The sequence below is a fragment of the Abyssibius alkaniclasticus genome, from assembly GCF_020447305.1.
Classification (GTDB): domain Bacteria; phylum Pseudomonadota; class Alphaproteobacteria; order Rhodobacterales; family Rhodobacteraceae; genus Abyssibius; species Abyssibius alkaniclasticus.
This window is the reverse complement of sequence record NZ_CP095732.1, coordinates 650,597-667,765: the sequence shown is the minus strand read 5'-3', so window position 1 is coordinate 667,765 and position 17,169 is coordinate 650,597. Positions and strand designations below refer to the sequence as shown.

The window sequence follows — 17,169 nt, the reverse complement described above, 5'->3', positions numbered from 1 at the left end:
CTGCCTCCTGTCTGTTATTCATATGCGATTCTTCGCTTCACCCGCCGCGCGCATCTGGCTCAGCGTCTGGCCCGGTGTCAGGCTTTCGGGGTCGATCACCAGTTCCAGCACGGCGCCGGTGGGCGAGGCGCAGGCGCGGGCAAAGGCGGCGGGGAAGTCTTCGGTGCGGGTCACTTGCTCGGCATGGGCGCGATAGGCGCGCGCGAGCGCCACAAAGTCGGGGTTGTCGATATCGGTAAAGCTGACCCGCGCCGGATAGCTGCGCTCCTGATGCATACGGATCGTGCCATAGGTGCCGTTATTCACGATCAGCACAATCGGCATGGCCCCGTGCTGCATGGCGGTGCCCAGCTCGTTGAGGTTCATCTGGAAATCGCCATCGCCCGCAAAGCACACAACCGGCACATCCGGGCATTCCAGCTTGGCGGCAATCGCGGCCGGCAGGCCATAGCCCATTGCACCCGATTGCGGGGCCAGCAGCCGCGCCTTGGGGCCAAAGCGGAAGTATTTGTTCGACCATATCGCGAAATTTCCGGCGCCATTGGCCAAAATCGCGGCCTCGGGCAGCACCGCTTGCAGATGCGCCACAACGCGGCCCATATCCAGCGTTCCGGGCTGGGGCGGAATGGTCAGGCTGGCCCTATACCCCTCATGACAGCGCGCGCACCAATCGGCCCAGGCGCCGCGCATATCCATACCCTTCAGCACCGCCATCAATGCGTTCGGGTGGGCGTGGATGGGCAGGTCGGCCTGATAGATCTTGCCAAGCTCGGCATCCGATGCATGGCTATGCACCAGCACCTTGCCCATGCGCGGCACCGGCCAAAGCGCATAGCCATCGGTGGTGTTCTCGCCAAAGCGGATGTTGAGCGCGAAAATCAGGTCGGCCTCGTCCAAGGCTTGCCGCATCGCCTTGGTCTTGCCCAGCCCGACATCGCCGCAATAGCTGGGCGAAAAATGGTCGATCAAGTCCTGAAAGCGAAAGGCCGTGGCCACGGGAATGTGGTTGGCTTCGGCAAAGCCTGCCAGATCGGCGCGGCCTTGGGCCGACCAGCCGCCGCCCCCCAGCACAATCAGCGGGCGCTCGGCGCGGCCAAGCAGGCGGCGCAATTCGTGGATGGCATCAACGCTCGGCGCGGCCTCGGCCAGTTTGACGGGCGGCGCGGGGCGCGCATCGCTCATATCCGTCAGCATATCTTCGGGCAGGGCCACAACCACCGGGCCGGGGCGGCCCGATTGTGCCACCACAAAGGCGCGGGCAATAATTTCAGGCAGCCGGTCGGGGCTGTCCACCTCCACCACCCATTTGGCGATGGGGCCGAAAAACGCGCGGTAATCCACCGCCTGAAAAGCCTCGCGCCCGCGCATCTCGCGCGCAATCTGGCCGATGAACAAGATCATCGGCACCGAGCCCTGCATCGCCGAATGCACACCAATGCTGGCATTGGTCGCACCGGGGCCGCGGGTGACAAAGCATATCCCGGGCGCGCCCGTCAACTCGCCATGCGCGCAGGCCATAAAGGCGGCCCCGCCCTCGTTGCGATTGCCGATCAGCGCAATTTCGGGGTGGTCGACCAGCGCATCCAGCACGGCCAGATAGCTTTCGCCCGGCACGCCAAATATCCGCCGCACGCCCTGCTTTGCCAAACATGCCGCCAAAATCTGCCCGCCGGTCTGCATCCCGAATTCTCCCGATGATCCTGCCCCACAGCAGCACAATTCAGCGCGGGGTTAAAGCCCTGCCCGCAACATCTTTTGCTCAAAAATATCCCCGCCGGAGGCATCTGCCCTATCCACCGCGCAACCGCCCGCAACTCATATGCTTCTTGCGCCCGTATCCCGGCATCCGCGCCACCTCGAACCCGGCAGCGTCCAGCGCGCGGCGTACATGGCCAGCGGCGGTGTAGGTGGCAAAGCGCCCTTTTGGCGCCGTGCAGCGCGCAACCTGCTGCATCAGCTCCGGCCCCCACAGTTCGGGGTTTTTGGCGGGGCTGAACCCGTCCAGAAACCAGGCGTCGGCCTTGAAGGATTCGCACAGCAGCGTTTGGCGCGCATCGCCCAGCACCAGGCGCAGGTTCAGCGATTGTGTCTGAATGCAGACTGTCCCCGCCGCCAGCCCATCCAGAAGCGCAGCCTTGTCGGGAAACGCCCAAGCCGAAAGCGCCCGCGCTGTCGCCGCAGCCCCAAGCGGAAAGGCTTCAAAGGCGGTATAGTCCAGCCGCCCCGCGCAGCCCGCTTGCCCCCAGGCCTGCCCGGCCATCAGCGCATTCAACCCTGTGCCGAACCCCAGCTCGGCAATATGAAAACCGGGCGCAAACCGGCCCGGCAAGCCATTGCCGGCCAGGAATACATGCGCGGTTTCCGCCGGACCGTTCTCGCGCGAAAAATACGGATCGTCAAAGGCCGTGGCCAGCGGCACATCGCCAGCAAGCCACGCGATTTCAGGGTTTTGCACGATGTTTCTTTCGTGGTTTAAGCGCGCAGAGTGTGCGGCGAAGCGGGATGTGTTGCAATGGGCCAGACAAGTGATGTGATCGTGGTGGGCGCGGGGGTTTTTGGCCTGACCGCGGCACTTGCTTTCGCGCGGGCCGGCCAGAACGTGCTGCTGCTGGAACGTGCGGCAAGCCCCGGTGCCGGGGCCAGTGGCGGGCTTGTTGGTGCATTGTCGCCCTATATGCCGGAAAACTGGAATATCCGCAAAGCGGCACAGTTTCGCGCACTGCGTGCCGCGCCCGCCTATTGGGCCGGGGTAGAGGCGCTGGGCGGGCGGTCCAGTGGCTATGGGCAAACCGGGCGCATTGTGCCGCTGACCACGGCGCGTGCCGCCGAACTTGCACCCCAGCGCGCCGGTTTCGCGGCTGAATTATGGGAAGGCGCGGGTCTCTGGCTGGTGCGCAGCGCGATGCCAGATTGGCTGAACCCCGCCGCCGCCCCTTACGGCATCGTGCAGGATACGCTGAGCGCGCGAATCGATCCGGCGCTGGCCTGTGCGGCAGTGCTGGCGGCATTTCGTGCATCGGGCGGCAGATTTGCGGCCAACACGCATGTGCAGGCGGTGCAAAGCGGGCGGGTTGAAACCGCAAGCGGCATTCTGACGGCGCCGCTGATCATTCTGGCAACGGGAGTGGCCAACTGGCCCGGCATGGCCCCGATGCGCGGTGTGAAAGGGCAAGCGGCGCTGCTGGCGGGCGGGTTGCCCCCCAGCACGCCCAGCCTATATGCCGATGGCATCTACATCATCGCCCATGCTTCGGGGCGTGTGGCGATCGGCGCCACCAGCGAAGAGGATTTTGACGATGCGCACAGCACCGATGGCCAGCTCGATACGGTGCTGCAGCGCGCCTTTGCGCTGGTGCCGGCGTTGCACGCCCAACCCATAGTGGCGCGTTGGGCCGGGGTGCGGCCGCGCGCGCCCAGGCCCGAACCCATGCTCGGCTGGGTGCAGCCGGGCGTTCTGGCCGCCACCGGGGGGTTTCGCACGGGTTTTGCACTGGCGCCGCTTATTGCCGATGCCCTTGTGGCAATGGCACGGGGCGACAGGCCCGACATCCCGCCGCATTACCATATGGAAGACCATATGCGCCCGCGCTAGGGCAGCACCACCACGGCCCCGCATTTGCGCCCGCTATCCACGCGGCGATGCGCGGCCACAATGTCATGAAGCGGGTATTCGCTGTCAATCGGCGGGACAACCGCGCCGCTGACCGCCAGATCGGCGAGCAGTTGCAAAGCCGCGTTGCTTTCGCCCCCGGTGCCGGAAATCGCGCGTCGCCCGTCTGGCTGGCGGCTGAAGATGGCGCGCAGCGCCTCCCCGAGGCTCGACAGCACAAGGCAGTGCCGCCCACCCGCCGCCAACAGGTGCTTATGCGTGGCAAAGCTGGTGCTGCCGACGCAATCAACCAGAATATCCCATGTCTGGCGGCGCTTGGTCAGGTCTTCGGTCTGATAGTCAATCACCTCATCCGCGCCAAGCGCCAGAACATGCGCGGCATTCCGGGCGCTGCATACGCCGGTTACATTTGCGCCGAAATGTTTGGCGATTTGCACACAGGCACTGCCCACCGTGCCTGATGCACCGACCACGACCACCCGCTCGCCGGGTTGAACATTGGCCTTGTCGCGCAGAAAATACAGCGCCGTCGTGCCGCCGAATGACAGGCTGGCCGCAACCGCGTAGCTGAGCGATTCCGGCTTGGGCAGAATATGCCCGCTTGCCCTGAGCGCGATGAACTCGGCATGGCAGCCGAATTTGAACATGCCGGAAAACCCGAATACGGCATCGCCGACCTTGAACCGCGTCACGCCCTTGCCAAGCGCCACGATATCACCCGCAAAGCTCAGGCCAAGCACCTTGCAGCGCGGGGCGAACACACCAAAGGCCAGGCGCCCCATTGGCCCGTAACCCTTGGGCAGAATCAGGGCGCGCGCCCGCCAGTCGGCGGTGGAAATGGTGGTGGCGCGAATACGGATCAGCACGTCGCCGGCTTTGGCGGTCGGGGTCGGAACCTCCTCGACCCTAACGGATTCGGGCGGGCCGTACTTGTGGTAAACTGCGGCTTTCATGTGAAATTTCCCTCTTGGTCATGCCTGGTGTGCAAGCGGAGCGCCCAACAGTTTCAGGCTGAGATGTTTACGTATATGGCGCTCGGCAACAGCAAGGTTGATGGCAAAACCAAGCACAACGATGACGCCAATGCCAAAATCTGTCATCCCGATCGTGGCAAAGAGCGCGATGGCCAGAAAGAACTGCGTGCCCGGCCCCAGACCAAGCGCGATGGCGCGACTCATCCAGATGCGGTGGCGCTGGATATCGCGGCGGTAAATGGCGCGCAGGGCCATGCCGATGCTGACAAGAAACAGCAGGCCAAAGCCAAGAACGCCCCAGTATTTCAACGCGCCGCCATAGGCGGGGTAGACCTGGTTCATCCAAAGCCCGGCCCCGACTACCCCCAGCCCCGATGCCACATAAAGCCTGCCCGAAATCCGGTGCGCGCGTGGCCAGCGGATGCGAATGCGATGGGCAAACTGAACTGGCCCGGTCAGCACAAATACAATGCCCGCAAGCACATGCAGCGCAATGGGGATGGGGCGGGTAAAGTGATGCGGTGCATCGACAATTTCGGGAAGCACCCCGGTTGTGGCGGCGGTGTAAAGCGCCAGAGCTTTCACAATGCCGAAAATCATTGTCGGGGTGCCAAGACCCAGCAGCACGAGCGGCACGCCCCAGTCTTTCTTGAAATGTCCGGCCATGCTGGCCTCCTGTAATTTGGGCGCAACTGTTTCTTGCGCTGCCGATGGCGGCGCAGTTTCAGGCGCGGTTGTGTGAAAAACGCTTAGGTGGCCTTGAAGGTGAACACGTCTTCAAGCGGCCGGTCAAAGACGCGGGCAATCAGAAATGCCAGTTCCAGCGAGGGGGAATAATTTGCCTTTTCAATGGCCACGATGGTCTGGCGGGTCACGCCCACCGCCTCGGCCAGTTGCTTTTGTGTCATCTCGCCATGCTCGAACCGCAAGCGGCGGATATCGTTCTCAACGCGGGATTTTGCCATGCTCAACCCCCGATCCGGTAGAGGACAACCTTGACCAGCGTTTCAACGAAAGCACCAGCCGCAATGGAGAAAATGACAAGGTTGAACACGATGACCGGATCCCAGCCAAAGGCCAGCGCGACGATGGAAAGCGTGACCCCACCTCCGGCAAAGGCATAGCCAAAGCGCACGCCGCGCAGGCTGATCAGGCGGTCGCGCTCATCGACCACAAAGCTTGGTTTGGGGTCATTGGCGAGGATGGAGAACAGGATGGTCAGCACGATCTGCCCGATGATCTGGGCAATGATTCCATAGCCGATCAAGTAGAGAATTTCCCAGCCCGTGCGGGTCATCGCCTCGGGGCCGGTGAAATAGCCTTCGGCATAAAGGCCCGAAAACCGGAAGCCATAATAGCCGAACACGCCGATCGTAACGATCAGCGAGATGATGGAGTTCTTTTCTTCGTAGCTCATACCAAGGTTCCTATGTCTGGATGATTCGACACTGAGTCAGATCAAGTTGACACTAAGTATGAGATTTGAGACACCATGTAAAGAAATATTTACATGGTGTCGTATCTGATAGACTTATCCACCCGCACGTTTGCGCAAAGCCTCCATCAGCCGCGTCAGGGATTTTTCGGTTATCTCATTGATAAGATTGCCGTCTTCATCAAACTGCTTGCGCGAATCGGCCAGCATCACGGCATTGCCCAGCACCAGATCGGGGGCAAAGGGGGTTAGGCAATGGCGCAGGGTGTATTGCGCAACCTCGCCGCCCGCGCGCCCGCCGGCGGCCGACATCACCGCCACAGGCTTGCCCGCCCAGGGGTTGCCCTCCATCCGGCTGACCCAGTCGAGCGCGTTTTTCAGCACGCCGGAAATTGCCTTGTTATATTCGGGGGTGGAAATGACCACGGCATCCGCTTCGGCAATTTGCGCATGAAGCCTTTGCACGGTTGTGGGGATGCCATCAGCGATTTCAACATCGCCATCATAAAGCGGCAGGCGCAGGTCGGCGAACTCGAAGCGGGCCGGTTTGAACAGCTTTTCGGCGGCATGAACGAGTTTGGTGTTTGAAGAGTCTTTGCGCAATGCACCGGAAATGCCAAGCAAGGTCAGCGGGATCATAGGGTCTCCTTTTTGTTCCTTTGCTAGCTAACGGCTTTCGGGCCAGATACAAGCTTGGCGCCGGGAAACCGATTGTTGCCACGATATCTGGTGGTAATTCTGCACAGGCCCGCCATATCCTGTATGCGTTATTGACTCTGGGGCGCTGGGGCGGAATCCTGTCGGTTGCAACAGAATCAGGTTTGTCCGTGCAATTCACCAAACTGCGCCTTTTGGGGTTCAAAAGTTTTGTCGACCCGACCGAACTGGCCATCGCGCCGGGGCTGACAGGCGTGGTCGGGCCAAATGGTTGCGGCAAGTCGAACCTGCTGGAGGCGTTGCGCTGGGTCATGGGCGAGAACCGGCCCACCGCCATGCGTGGCGGCGGCATGGAGGATGTGATTTTCGCCGGTGCCTCCACCCGCCCGGCGCGCAACTATGCCGAAGTGTCGCTGACCATTGACAACCGCGAGCGGCTGGCGCCGGCAAGCTTCAACACACAAGACCAGCTGGATGTGGTGCGCCGCATTACCCGCGATGCCGGATCGGCCTATAAGGCCAATGGCAAAGAGGTGCGCGCGCGCGATGTGCAGATGCTGTTTGCCGATGCCTCGACCGGCTCGCACAGCCCCGCGCTGGTGCGCCAGGGGCAGATCTCGGAACTGATCAACGCCAAACCGCAGGCCCGCCGCCGCGTGCTGGAGGAAGCGGCGGGCATTTCCGGCCTGTATCAGCGAAGGCATGAGGCAGAGTTGAAGCTGAACGGCACGGAAACCAACCTTGCGCGGGTTGAAGATGTGCTGGAGCAGCTTGAAGCGCAGCTCAAATCGCTTGCCCGTCAGGCCCGCCAGGCCGCCCGCTATCGCGAAATCGCCGAAGAATTGCGCGCCGCCGAGGGCCTGTTGCTGTATCGCCGCTGGCGCGAGGCGGAAAACGAACGCGCCACGGCTGCCGCGGCGCTGACCGATGCGACAAAATCCGCAGGCGCAGCCCAGGGTGCCGCCGCGCAGGCAGGCCGGGCGCGGGCCGCCGCCGAAGGCCGCGTGCCGCCGCTGCGCGAGGAAGAGGCCGTGGCCGGTGCCGTGTTTGCGCGGCTCACGCATGAACGCGATGCGCTGGCCGAGCAGGAAGCACGGGCACGGCAAACCATTGCCGAGCTTGAAGGCCGCATCGCCCAGCTTGGCCGCGATATTGCGCGCGAACACGGGCTGAACAAGGATGCGGGCGAAACCATCGAACGGCTGGACTGGGAGCGCGCGGCGCTGGAAAAAGCCGCTCAGGGCCAGGATGACAAGCTTGCGAGCGCGCGCGATGCGGCGCGCGATGCCGCAAGCGCGTTGCAAGATGAGGAAACCGCGCTTGACCAGATGACCGAGGATGCCGCACGGCTTGCCGCACGGCATCAGGCCGCGCAACGGCGGCTTTCCGATGCGCAAAGCCAGCTAGAGCGTTGCGCGGCTGCCACCAAAGCTGCGCGCAGTGCGGCCGAGGCGATCAAGACCGAGCTTGCAGCGGCCGAGGCCAAAAAACTGCAGGCCGAGGCCGCGCAGCAGGATGCGCAGGCAGGATCGGCCAAAGCCGAAGCCGCGCTGCTTTCGGCTGAAACCGCGCGCGCAGCAGCGCAAAATGCCGAATCCGAGGCGCGCGCGGCGCGTTCTGAATCCGAAGGCGAGGCCACGGCCTTGCGCGCTGAAACCAATGCCCTGTCGCGGATGCTCGATCGCGAGGCGGGCGATGGGCGCAACCTGCTGGAACTGGTCAAAACCCAAAAAGGCTATGAGGCGGCCCTGGGCGCCGCCCTTGCCGATGATCTGAAAGCGCCGGAATGTGGGCCCGAGGGGCGTTCGGGCTGGGTTTTGCTGGCCGGCTATGATCCGGATGCCGCTTTGCCCGAGGGTGTTGAGCGGCTGGCCGGCAAGGTCGATGCGCCGGGCGTTCTGGCCCGCAGGCTGGCACAAATCGGCGTTGTGGATGCCGCCGAGGGTGCCGCGCTACAGGCGCAACTGCGCCCCGGCCAGCGGCTGGTGTCGCGGAACGGCGATTTGTGGCGCTGGGATGGCTACCGCGCCGCCGCCGATGATGCACCGAGCGCCGCCGCCTTGCGCCTGCAGCAAAAGAACCGTTTGGCCGATTTGCAGGCCGCGCTAGAGGGTGCCGAGGCCAGCGCCGCCAGCGCCCGTGCGGCCCATGAAGCCGCCCGCGCCGCGCTTGACACAACCCAGGCGCAAGAGGCCGAGGCCCGCCGCACCCGCAAAGCGGCAGACGAGGCGATGACCCAGGCCACCCGCGCCGCCAATGCCGCCGATGCAGCGCTCAGCCTGCTTGACGGCAAGGCCGAAACGCTGGCCAGCGCCGTGGCGCGGCGCGCAGCCGAAGATACCGACGCCGCCGCACAACTGGCCGAGGCCAAGGCGGGCATGAAGGATTTGGGTGATGTCGATGCCGCGCGCAAGGCGGTGGACAGCCACAAAATCACCGTTGAAGCGGCGCGTATGACCATGCTCACCAAACGCTCCATCGCCGATGATCTGCGCCGCGAGGGTGAGGCGCGGGTGCGGCGGATGAAAGAAATCGCAACCGAGCGCACAAGCTGGTCGAACCGGCTGGACAGCGCCACCCAGCGCATTGCCGACCTGCAAGCGCGGCAGGCGCAATCGGAAAGCGATTTGAACGCCGCGCGCCAAACCCCCGAAATTCTGGCCGCCAAGCGCGATGAAATGGCCCGTGCGCTGGAAAAGGCCGAAACCCGCCGCAAGGCTGCCGCTGATGCCTTGGCCGAGGGTGAGACCGCGCTGCGCAGTGCCGAAGCCGCCGAGCGCAGCGCCGAGCGCGCGGCCTCGGAAGCGCGTGAATCGCGCGCCCGTGCCGAAGCCGTGGCCGAGGCGGCTGCCGCGCGGGTTGAAGTGGCGCAGGGCCGTGTGGTTGAGGAAACCGGCCAAAGCCCCGTGAACCTGCTGGAAAGCCTTGGCGCTGACCCCGACAAGATGCCCGCATCCGATGCCATCGAGATCGAGGTGGCGCGGCTGAAGCGCCAGCGCGAATCGCTGGGTGCCGTGAATTTGCGCGCCGAAGAGGACAGCCGCGCGGTGCAGGAGGAATTTGACGCGCTGGCCGCTGAAAAGAACGACTTGACCGCTGCCGTTGACAAGCTGCGCCACGGTATTGCCAACCTCAACCGCGAGGGGCGCACCCGGCTTCTGGCGGCGTTTGACGAGGTGAACAAGAACTTCACCGTGCTGTTTCGCAGCCTGTTTGGCGGGGGTGACGCCAATCTTGTGCTGGTGGAAAGCGACGATCCGCTGGAAGCAGGTCTGGAGATCATGTGCCAGCCGCCGGGCAAGAAACTGTCGACCCTGTCACTGCTGTCGGGCGGCGAGCAAACGCTCACCGCGCTGAGCCTGATCTTCGCGGTATTTCTGGCCAACCCTTCGCCCATTTGCGTGCTGGACGAGGTGGACGCGCCGCTTGATGACGCCAATGTCACCCGGTTTTGCGACCTGCTCGACGAGATGACCGGCCAAACCGATACACGGTTTTTGATCATCACGCATCATGCGGTCACAATGGGCAGGATGGACCGCTTGTTCGGCGTTACGATGGCCGAACAGGGCGTCAGCCAGCTTGTCAGCGTCGATCTGCGTCAGGCCGAGGAGCTGATCGAGGGATGAGCAAGCCCGACACCCTCACCCAAACCATTGGCGTGCTGACCCGCCGCGAGGTTGAGGCGCGCATTCTTGTGCCGGTGGTTGACGCGCTGGCCAAGGCCTTTGGCCGCGCGGCCGTGGTGGAGATTCTGCGCGACACAATCGAGCAGATTGCCCGTGATCAGGGGGCAGATCTGGCGGCGGAATACGGGGCGGATGCTGCGGCCTTCAAGGAAACGCTGGAATTCTGGACCCGTGGCGGCGCGCTGGAGCTTGAGACGCTGCGCGACGATGGCCGCCATCTCGATTTCAACGTCACCCGCTGCCGCTATGCCGAAATGTATCGCGCGCTGGGCGTGCCGGAACTGGGGGCGGTTCTTAGCTGCAATCGGGACGCGGCCCTGATCGAGGGGTTCAACCCAAAGGCCAGCCTGACCCGCGATCAGACCATCATGCAAGGCGCGCCCTGTTGCACCTTTCGCTATGATTTTGGTGCCGACAGCCCCGAATAGCCGACTGGTTTTGCAATAAAAAGGCGCCGGAGTTGCCCCCGGCGCGATTTTATCTCGTGGTTTTTCGCCTTAATTGCTGGCAGGGGCCGCGGCGGCAGCAGCAGCCTCGGCTTCAGCCAAAGCGGCCTCCAGCTCGGCAATGCGGGCGGCGGCGGCTTCAGCGGCAGCCGCAGCTTCGCGTGCCGCAGCCTCGGCGGCAGCGTTTGCAGCTTCGGCTTCAGCCTGTGCGCTGGCGGCAGCTTCCTGTGCGGCGGCCAGCTCGGCCGAACCATCGGTGCTGACCGGGGCTTCTGCGGCCATGCGCTTGGCTTCTTCAAGCTCGGCGGTCAGCGTGGCAACCTCGGCCTGCGCATCGCTCAGCGCGGAGGCGGCGTCAGCGGCGGCGGCCTGGGCGGCGGCATCGGCTTCGGTGATCATCGCTTCTTTTTCGGCCAGCATGGCTTCCAACTCGCCAATCCGCGCCTCGGCGGCGGCGGCCATTTCGCTGGCGGCGGTGGCTTCTTCAACGGCGGCGGCAACAGCGCCTTCACCATCGGCCTGCAATGCGGCCAGCTGGGCAGCCAAAGCCTCGTTCTCGGCTACAGCCGCAGCCCGTGCGGTTTCGGCAGTCATGGCGTCATTTTCGGCAATGCGCACCTTGTTGCCGTTCAAATCAGCGACATAGAACATTGCGGCCAGCAATACGACCAGCGCGGCAAACAGCATTTTGTGTATGGTTTTCATTGTGTCTTTCCAATTACGGGCGCCACAGGCGCGGCAGATTGCGTTAAGCCAGAGCAGATCACGATTTAGTGTTTAACCCCATAGGCCGAATTTCGGGCACGAAGCGCAATTTGTCCACCGAAAACACAAAAAACGGCCTATTTCTCGTCATCTTCATCGCTATCGGGAAGGTTAAACAGGCTGTCGGCGTCAACCAGCAGCGGCGAGTCGTCATCTTCATCCGAATCAGTCAGCGAGAAATTCTCAAGCCCGGAAATGGCGCTGGGAATGCGCGGCTCGTCGCGCATCTGCAGGCTTTGCTCGGTCGACATCAGCTTCATGCGCTCGTCATCGGTCATCGCGGCACCCTTGTTCTTGGTGGCCTTGGCGATGGCGGCATCAAGCTCGGTCTGGCGGCACATGCCCAGCGCGACCGGGTCGACCGGCGACACATTGGCAATGTTCCAATGCGTGCGCTCGCGGATCGACTGGATCGTGGGCTTCGTTGTGCCGACAAGCTTGGAAATCTGGCCATCGGTCAATTCAGGGTGGAACTTCACCAGCCAGGCAATGGCCGAGGGGCGGTCTTGCCGTTTGGACAGCGGGGTATAACGCGGGCCTTTGCGCTTCTGCTCGCCCTCGGCGGCGGGGTTGTGCATCAGCGTGAGCCTGGCGCGCGGGTCATCTTCGCAACGCTTGATCTCGGCGGCGGTCAGTTGGCGGTTGGCGATCGGGTCAAATCCCTTGACGCCGGTTGCAACTTCACCATCGGCAATGCCGTTCACCTCAAGCTCGTGCAAGCCGCAAAACGCGGCGATCTGCTTGAAGCTCAGCGTGGTGTTATCTACCAGCCAAACGGCGGTGGCTTTGGTCATCAGGGGCAGCGCCATGAGCGTCTCCATCATAAATACATCTCTCCCGAGCCGATAACCCGGGTGCGCGAGCCGCGCGATTAGAGGTTTTCGCAGGGGAATTGACCCCGTATATAGGCGCAATGAATGCAATGATAAAGATGTTTTCTGCAGCCCTGCTGCTGCTTGCCGCCCCGCTGACCGCCCGCGCCGAGGGCGAGCCCGCCGGCCAGTTCGATTATTACGTTCTGGCCCTGAGCTGGACACCAAGCTGGTGCGAGACCACAGGCGATGCGCGGCGCGATGCGCAATGTGATGATGGTCGCGGCTTTGGCTTCACCCTGCACGGGCTTTGGCCGCAGTTTGAACAGGGCTGGCCCAGCTTTTGCCGCACGGTCGAGCGTGACCCGAGCCGCGCCATGTCGGCTGGCATGGCCGATATTATGGGCGGGGCGGGGCTTGCCTGGTATCAATGGCAAAAACACGGCCGCTGCACCGGGCTTTCGGCGGATGAATATTTCGCCCTGTCGCGCCGCGCCTATGACGCCGTGAACCGCCCCGAAATTCTGCGCAACCTGCCGCGCGCAATGGATATTCCGCCGCGCGTGATCGAAGCTGCCTTCATCGAGGCCAACCCGCTGCTGTCGCCCGATGCTGTGACGGTCACTTGCAAGGATGGGCTGATTCAGGAGGTGCGCATCTGCCTGACAAGCGACCTTGTCCCCCGCCAATGCGGGCGCGACGTGCGGCGCGATTGCGGGCTTGATACGGTTGAAATGTCGCCAATTCGCTAAGGGTGCCAAGCCGCGCGGCAACAGGCCGCGACCTGGCGATGAGGCGGTTGGCGGGCTCACATTTTGGCGCGATCCCGGATGAGAATCGAGAAAAGCACCCTGCCCTGGCCAATCGCCACTCTGGGGGCAATGCGCGACGGGCTCTGCCCTTGCGCCGCGCCGGATTTGCGGCGTTCAAGCGGAATTGACCCGACGCCGCCCCGGGCTTGACCCGGGGCCTATAACTCAACCGACAGAATTATCTTCCCGATATGCGCCGCGCTTTCCATGCGCTCATGCGCTGCCGCGGCATTTTCCAGCGGGAAGGTCGAATCCACCAGCGGGGTCAGCCGCCCGGCCTCAATCAGCGGCCAAACCTCGCGGCGCAGGGCCTCTGCCACCTCGGCCTTATAGGCAATGCTGCGCGGGCGCAGTGTGCTGCCGGTGATGGTGATGCGCCGCGCCATGACGGCGGAAAAGTTGACTTCGGCGGTTTTGCCGGTCAGATGCGCGATCATCGACAGGCGTCCGTCCAGCGCCAGCGCCTTCAGGTTGCGGTTGATATAGTCGCCGCCGACCATATCCAGCACCAGATCCACGCCGCGGCCTTCGGTTTCATCCTTGATCACCTGCACGAAATCTTCCGAGCGGTAGTTGATAGCCCGATGCGCGCCGAGCGACAGGCAGGCCTCGCATTTTTCACCCGATCCCGCAGTTGCAAACACCCGCGCGCCGAACAGCCGCGCCAGTTGAATGGCCGTAGTGCCAATGCCGGAAGAGCCGCCATGCACCAGAAAGCTTTCGCCCGCGCGCAACCGGCCACGGTCAAACACGTTGATCCAGACGGTGAACAGCGTTTCACACAGGCCCGCCGCCTGCACCATACTTAGCCCGGCAGGCACGGGCAGGGCGTGGTCTTGATGGGTGACGGCATAGTCCGCATAGCCACCGCCGGGCAGCAGGGCACATACCGCATCGCCAACTGCCCATTGCGCAACACCTTCGCCCAAAGCCGCCACATGGCCCGCGCATTCCAGCCCCGGCAAGGGGCTGGCGCCGGGCGGCGGGTTATAGGCGCCGGCGCGTTGCAGCGCATCGGGGCGGTTGACACCGGCGGCGGTGATTCTGATCAGAATCTCACCCGGCCCCGGCTGGGGCACGGGGGTGTCGCGCATGTGCAGCACCTCCGGCCCGCCGGGGGCGGAAATGGCAATGGCGCGCATGGTGGCAGGCAGGCTCATCCGCGCCCCGTTGTGGCGGCAAAATCCATATACATGTCGCGGATGCCAAAGCCGTGTTTGGTTGGCAATTCGCGGTCCTCAAAGCGGCTGACGGGTGTGACCTTGCTGGCATTGCCCGTCAGGAAAATTTCTTCAGCCTGCGCAAAATCCTCGGGCAGGAGGCTGGCTTCATGCACGGTCTCGCCCGCCGCGCGCAAAAGCCCGATAATCCGCTGGCGGGTGATGCCGTTCAGGAATGTGCCGTTCGGCTTCGGCGTAAAATATTCGCCATCGCGGCGCATGAACACATTGGTAGACCCGGTTTCGGCGACATGCCCGTCAAGGTCCATCGACAGCGCGTTGTTAAAGCCACGGCTGCGCGCCTCGGTAATAATGCGGGCATTATTGGGGTAAAGGCAGGCGGCCTTGGCCGTGGTCGGCGCGGTATCGGGATGCGGGCGCTTATAGGGCGACACGGTCAGCGCCACATTGCCGGGCCGGTTCATCGGCAGTTCTTCCAGGCATATGGCGATCTCGGTCGAATCCGGGTCGGGCTCGATCAGCGAGGGCAGGCATTCCCGGCTCCAGATCATCGGGCGCAGATAGAGCGGCACATCGCTTTTCAGCGCCGCCACACCGTCGCGGATCAGGGCTTCAATCTGCGGCCCGTCAAGCGGTGAATTCATGCCCATCGTGTGCGCCGAACGCACGATACGCGCGCAATGCTGGTCCAGATCCGGCATCAGCCCGTCAAAGGCGCGCGCGCCGTCAAACACCATCGTGCCCTGCCAGGCGCCGTGATCGGCGGCACCCATAATCGCGGTATTGCCGCGCTTCCATTCACCCGCATACCAGGTGAATATATTGCCGCCCATTGCCATGTTCAGGTCTCCGTATTCGCGTGTGTCGGGCCGGTATAGCCCGGCATGTCGGTCTGCGGGGAAGGCGCCTGCACCTGCCCCAGAATCTTGCCCGGGCCAGCCGCCCAAAGCTTGCCCATGCCGCTGTTGCGGAACGCGGCCTTGGCCTTTTCAAACCGCATCACATCCTCGATCCGCCGGTCGATGAAGGCAGGCGTTTCGCTGCCATCCTCGTCCCCCAGCCAGAACAGCAGACAGGCGGAATAGACCGCGCCAAGCGTCATGCGTTTTGTATACCAGTTCACATCGCGGCTGCCATCGCCAAGCCCGTCCCAAATGGCATCGGCGGTGTGCCAGACGGCGCGCGCCCCGTCGGCGGCATGTTGGGGCAGGGCAAACAGCGCCATGCCGCGGCGCACGGCCTCTTTATGCGGTGCGGCAATCTGAAGCCGAATGGCAATGGCGCGCGCCACACGGTCGCGATAGCGCAGCGCGCCAAATTCGGCCTGCGCCATTTGCGCGCGCATCTCGGCATCGCCCGCAAAGTGAAATGCCAGCGCCAGATCAACCGCGCCGCGCGGAAAGGCCAGCGCCGCAAGCCCGGCATCCACCCCCGAATCAGCCACCGCTTCGGCAAGCGTCGCAGCGCTCCAGCCATCAAACACCACATGCGGCAAAGCGGCCGCAATTACGGCTTTGCGCGTTTCTATGATATGATCAGCCTCGGATTTGGGCTTGGCGGGCATCATAGCCTCCAATTCAGCAAGCAGGCGGTAGACAGCGCCCCTGCCCCTTGCTATAGGGCAGCCTCCTGCAATTATGCAACACTCGTCTGAAAGGTGGTGAAACTGACATGCAGGTAATGGTTCGTGATAACAATGTTGAACAGGCGTTGCGCGCTCTGAAGAAAAAACTTCAGCGTGAGGGCGTATTTCGTGAAATGAAGCTCAAGCAGCATTTTGAGAAACCGTCGATCAAGAAAGCCCGTGAAAAGGCCGAAGCCGTGCGCCGTGCCCGTAAACTTGCGCGCAAGAAATTGCAGCGCGAAGGGATGCTTTGATATTGTATCTGTAACTTGGGCCCGTATGGGCCTTGTCAGGTAAAACCCCCAAAGTCCGCTTTGGGGGTTTCTTTTTGCGCGGCGTGGCTGAACGGATTGCGCCTGCTCAGCAGACGAAGCGGCCGGTCACCGTTGTGAAGATCAAACCGTTAACAGTTGCTCCCGATCTCATGTCCGTTTTCAGCGAGCAATTCGGAGATATTTGCGTCCAGAATACTGTAGCTAATGTTTCCATACAGAATCTGACGCCCTTCGTTCAGTATGTAGGTCGGGCTGCCCTGAACGCGCAAGGATTGCCCAAGCTCATAGTCAGAGGCCAGTTTTGCAATTGCTTCGCCTGTCTCGATCTTTTTGAGAACCTCTTCAAAATCCACGCCAATCTTCTTGCCAATCGCTCTTTGAACCATCCAATCGGAGATGTCTTGACCCTCGGCGAAAAACGCGGTCCGCAGTTCCCTGGCTGCCCTGATCGACGGGCGGCTGAAGAATGTGCCGCCGGTCGCTTCGTGTTCAAGCAACTCTATCGCCTTGATAAACAAGTGCGGGCTTGCGGAAGATTTTGGCCGCACCCTGGACCAGACGTCATCGTGAATGATCGCGCCGTCAAATCCCTTGGCGATCATTTTAACATGGTTGGCGTATCCGCTGAAACCGCCTCGGTCTTGCCACGCCTTGTTGATCTTGGCATCTGTATCGGGAAAAACGGAACAGAAATGCTCTTCCACTTCAATCCTGTCGCCAAATTTCTCGACCAATTTGAAAAGGCTGACCTGCCCAACATAGGCCCATACGCACAGAACGTCGGAAAAGTGCACAATCTTTAATGCAGGCATAGGATCAAGTCCTCAGGAAGAGTGGCTTTGAAGCAATGCTGCTACAACAATCGCCCTTCTTTGACAATTTGAAACGG

The 17,169-nt window shown here is 62.7% G+C and carries 18 protein-coding genes; 5 read left to right on the top strand and 13 right to left on the bottom strand.

Features of this window, described 5'->3' with window-relative positions; all coding sequences use genetic code 11:
* Positions 1-18 precede the first annotated feature (18 nt).
* Positions 19-1,680, bottom strand: a complete 1,662-nt coding sequence (locus LGT41_RS03495; RefSeq protein WP_274128645.1) for a thiamine pyrophosphate-binding protein — start codon at positions 1,678-1,680, stop codon at positions 19-21.
* 109 nt (positions 1,681-1,789) lie between these two features.
* Positions 1,790-2,455 (bottom strand): tRNA (5-methylaminomethyl-2-thiouridine)(34)-methyltransferase MnmC2, encoded by a 666-nt coding sequence (mnmC2, locus tag LGT41_RS03490; protein WP_274128644.1) that lies wholly within the window; start codon positions 2,453-2,455, stop codon positions 1,790-1,792.
* A gap of 57 nt (positions 2,456-2,512) precedes the next feature.
* Here mnmC2 and LGT41_RS03485 point away from each other — a divergent pair, with 57 nt between their 5' ends.
* On the top strand, positions 2,513-3,592 hold the full coding sequence (locus LGT41_RS03485; protein ID WP_274128643.1) for an NAD(P)/FAD-dependent oxidoreductase: 1,080 nt from the start codon (positions 2,513-2,515) through the stop codon (positions 3,590-3,592).
* Here the strand turns inward: LGT41_RS03485 and LGT41_RS03480 are convergent.
* From LGT41_RS03480 to LGT41_RS03460, 5 genes are all read right to left on the bottom strand, one after another.
* Positions 3,589-4,563 (bottom strand): NAD(P)-dependent alcohol dehydrogenase, encoded by a 975-nt coding sequence (locus LGT41_RS03480; protein ID WP_274128642.1) that lies wholly within the window; start codon positions 4,561-4,563, stop codon positions 3,589-3,591. The two genes, LGT41_RS03485 and LGT41_RS03480, sit on opposite strands and share 4 nt — an antisense overlap.
* A gap of 18 nt (positions 4,564-4,581) precedes the next feature.
* Positions 4,582-5,250: a DUF2306 domain-containing protein gene (locus LGT41_RS03475; protein WP_274128641.1), complete on the bottom strand. Its 669-nt coding sequence runs from the start codon at positions 5,248-5,250 to the stop codon at positions 4,582-4,584.
* An 83-nt stretch (positions 5,251-5,333) separates the two neighbouring features.
* Entirely contained in the window at positions 5,334-5,549 is a 216-nt protein-coding gene (locus LGT41_RS03470) for a helix-turn-helix transcriptional regulator (protein ID WP_274128640.1), read from the bottom strand.
* A 2-nt stretch (positions 5,550-5,551) separates the two neighbouring features.
* Positions 5,552-6,001: a hypothetical protein gene (locus tag LGT41_RS03465; RefSeq protein ID WP_274128639.1), complete on the bottom strand. Its 450-nt coding sequence runs from the start codon at positions 5,999-6,001 to the stop codon at positions 5,552-5,554.
* A 114-nt stretch (positions 6,002-6,115) separates the two neighbouring features.
* Positions 6,116-6,658 (bottom strand): NADPH-dependent FMN reductase, encoded by a 543-nt coding sequence (locus LGT41_RS03460; RefSeq protein WP_274128638.1) that lies wholly within the window; start codon positions 6,656-6,658, stop codon positions 6,116-6,118.
* A gap of 188 nt (positions 6,659-6,846) precedes the next feature.
* Between LGT41_RS03460 and LGT41_RS03455 the strand changes: the two genes are divergently transcribed.
* Entirely contained in the window at positions 6,847-10,305 is a 3,459-nt protein-coding gene (locus tag LGT41_RS03455; protein WP_274128637.1) for a chromosome segregation SMC family protein, read from the top strand.
* Complete coding sequence (locus LGT41_RS03450; RefSeq protein WP_274128636.1) at positions 10,302-10,793, top strand: L-2-amino-thiazoline-4-carboxylic acid hydrolase; 492 nt, start codon at positions 10,302-10,304, stop codon at positions 10,791-10,793. Before LGT41_RS03455 ends, LGT41_RS03450 begins: the two co-directional genes overlap by 4 nt.
* A gap of 69 nt (positions 10,794-10,862) precedes the next feature.
* On the opposite strand, the gene LGT41_RS03445 is transcribed toward LGT41_RS03450, so the two are convergent.
* On the bottom strand, positions 10,863-11,516 hold the full coding sequence (locus tag LGT41_RS03445; protein ID WP_274128635.1) for a hypothetical protein: 654 nt from the start codon (positions 11,514-11,516) through the stop codon (positions 10,863-10,865).
* A 137-nt stretch (positions 11,517-11,653) separates the two neighbouring features.
* Positions 11,654-12,385, bottom strand: a complete 732-nt coding sequence (locus LGT41_RS03440) for a DUF1013 domain-containing protein (RefSeq protein WP_274128634.1) — start codon at positions 12,383-12,385, stop codon at positions 11,654-11,656.
* Between the two features lie 113 nt (positions 12,386-12,498).
* On the opposite strand from LGT41_RS03440, the gene LGT41_RS03435 reads away from it, so the two are divergent.
* Positions 12,499-13,140, top strand: a complete 642-nt coding sequence (locus LGT41_RS03435; protein ID WP_274128633.1) for a ribonuclease T2 family protein — start codon at positions 12,499-12,501, stop codon at positions 13,138-13,140.
* Positions 13,141-13,358: 218 nt separating this feature from the next.
* Here LGT41_RS03435 and LGT41_RS03430 read toward each other — a convergent pair whose 3' ends face one another.
* The 3 genes from LGT41_RS03430 to LGT41_RS03420 are packed head-to-tail and all read right to left on the bottom strand — an operon-like array spanning position 13,359 to position 15,948.
* Positions 13,359-14,360 carry an NAD(P)H-quinone oxidoreductase gene (locus LGT41_RS03430; RefSeq protein WP_274128632.1) on the bottom strand — a complete coding sequence of 334 codons (1,002 nt, stop codon included), beginning with the start codon at positions 14,358-14,360 and terminating at the stop codon, positions 13,359-13,361.
* The gene (locus LGT41_RS03425) at positions 14,357-15,220 is read right to left on the bottom strand and encodes a branched-chain amino acid aminotransferase (RefSeq protein WP_274128631.1); all 864 of its coding nucleotides are present in this window, start codon (positions 15,218-15,220) and stop codon (positions 14,357-14,359) included. Before LGT41_RS03425 ends, LGT41_RS03430 begins: the two co-directional genes overlap by 4 nt.
* Before the next feature lie 2 nt (positions 15,221-15,222).
* Positions 15,223-15,948, bottom strand: coding sequence for a COQ9 family protein (locus LGT41_RS03420; protein WP_274128630.1), 726 nt, complete (start codon positions 15,946-15,948; stop codon positions 15,223-15,225).
* A gap of 104 nt (positions 15,949-16,052) precedes the next feature.
* On the opposite strand from LGT41_RS03420, the gene rpsU reads away from it, so the two are divergent.
* Positions 16,053-16,259, top strand: a complete 207-nt coding sequence (gene rpsU / locus LGT41_RS03415; protein WP_274128629.1) for a 30S ribosomal protein S21 — start codon at positions 16,053-16,055, stop codon at positions 16,257-16,259.
* A gap of 149 nt (positions 16,260-16,408) precedes the next feature.
* On the opposite strand, the gene LGT41_RS03410 is transcribed toward rpsU, so the two are convergent.
* Positions 16,409-17,092 (bottom strand): DsbA family oxidoreductase, encoded by a 684-nt coding sequence (locus LGT41_RS03410; RefSeq protein ID WP_274128628.1) that lies wholly within the window; start codon positions 17,090-17,092, stop codon positions 16,409-16,411.
* Positions 17,093-17,169: the final 77 nt, after the last annotated feature.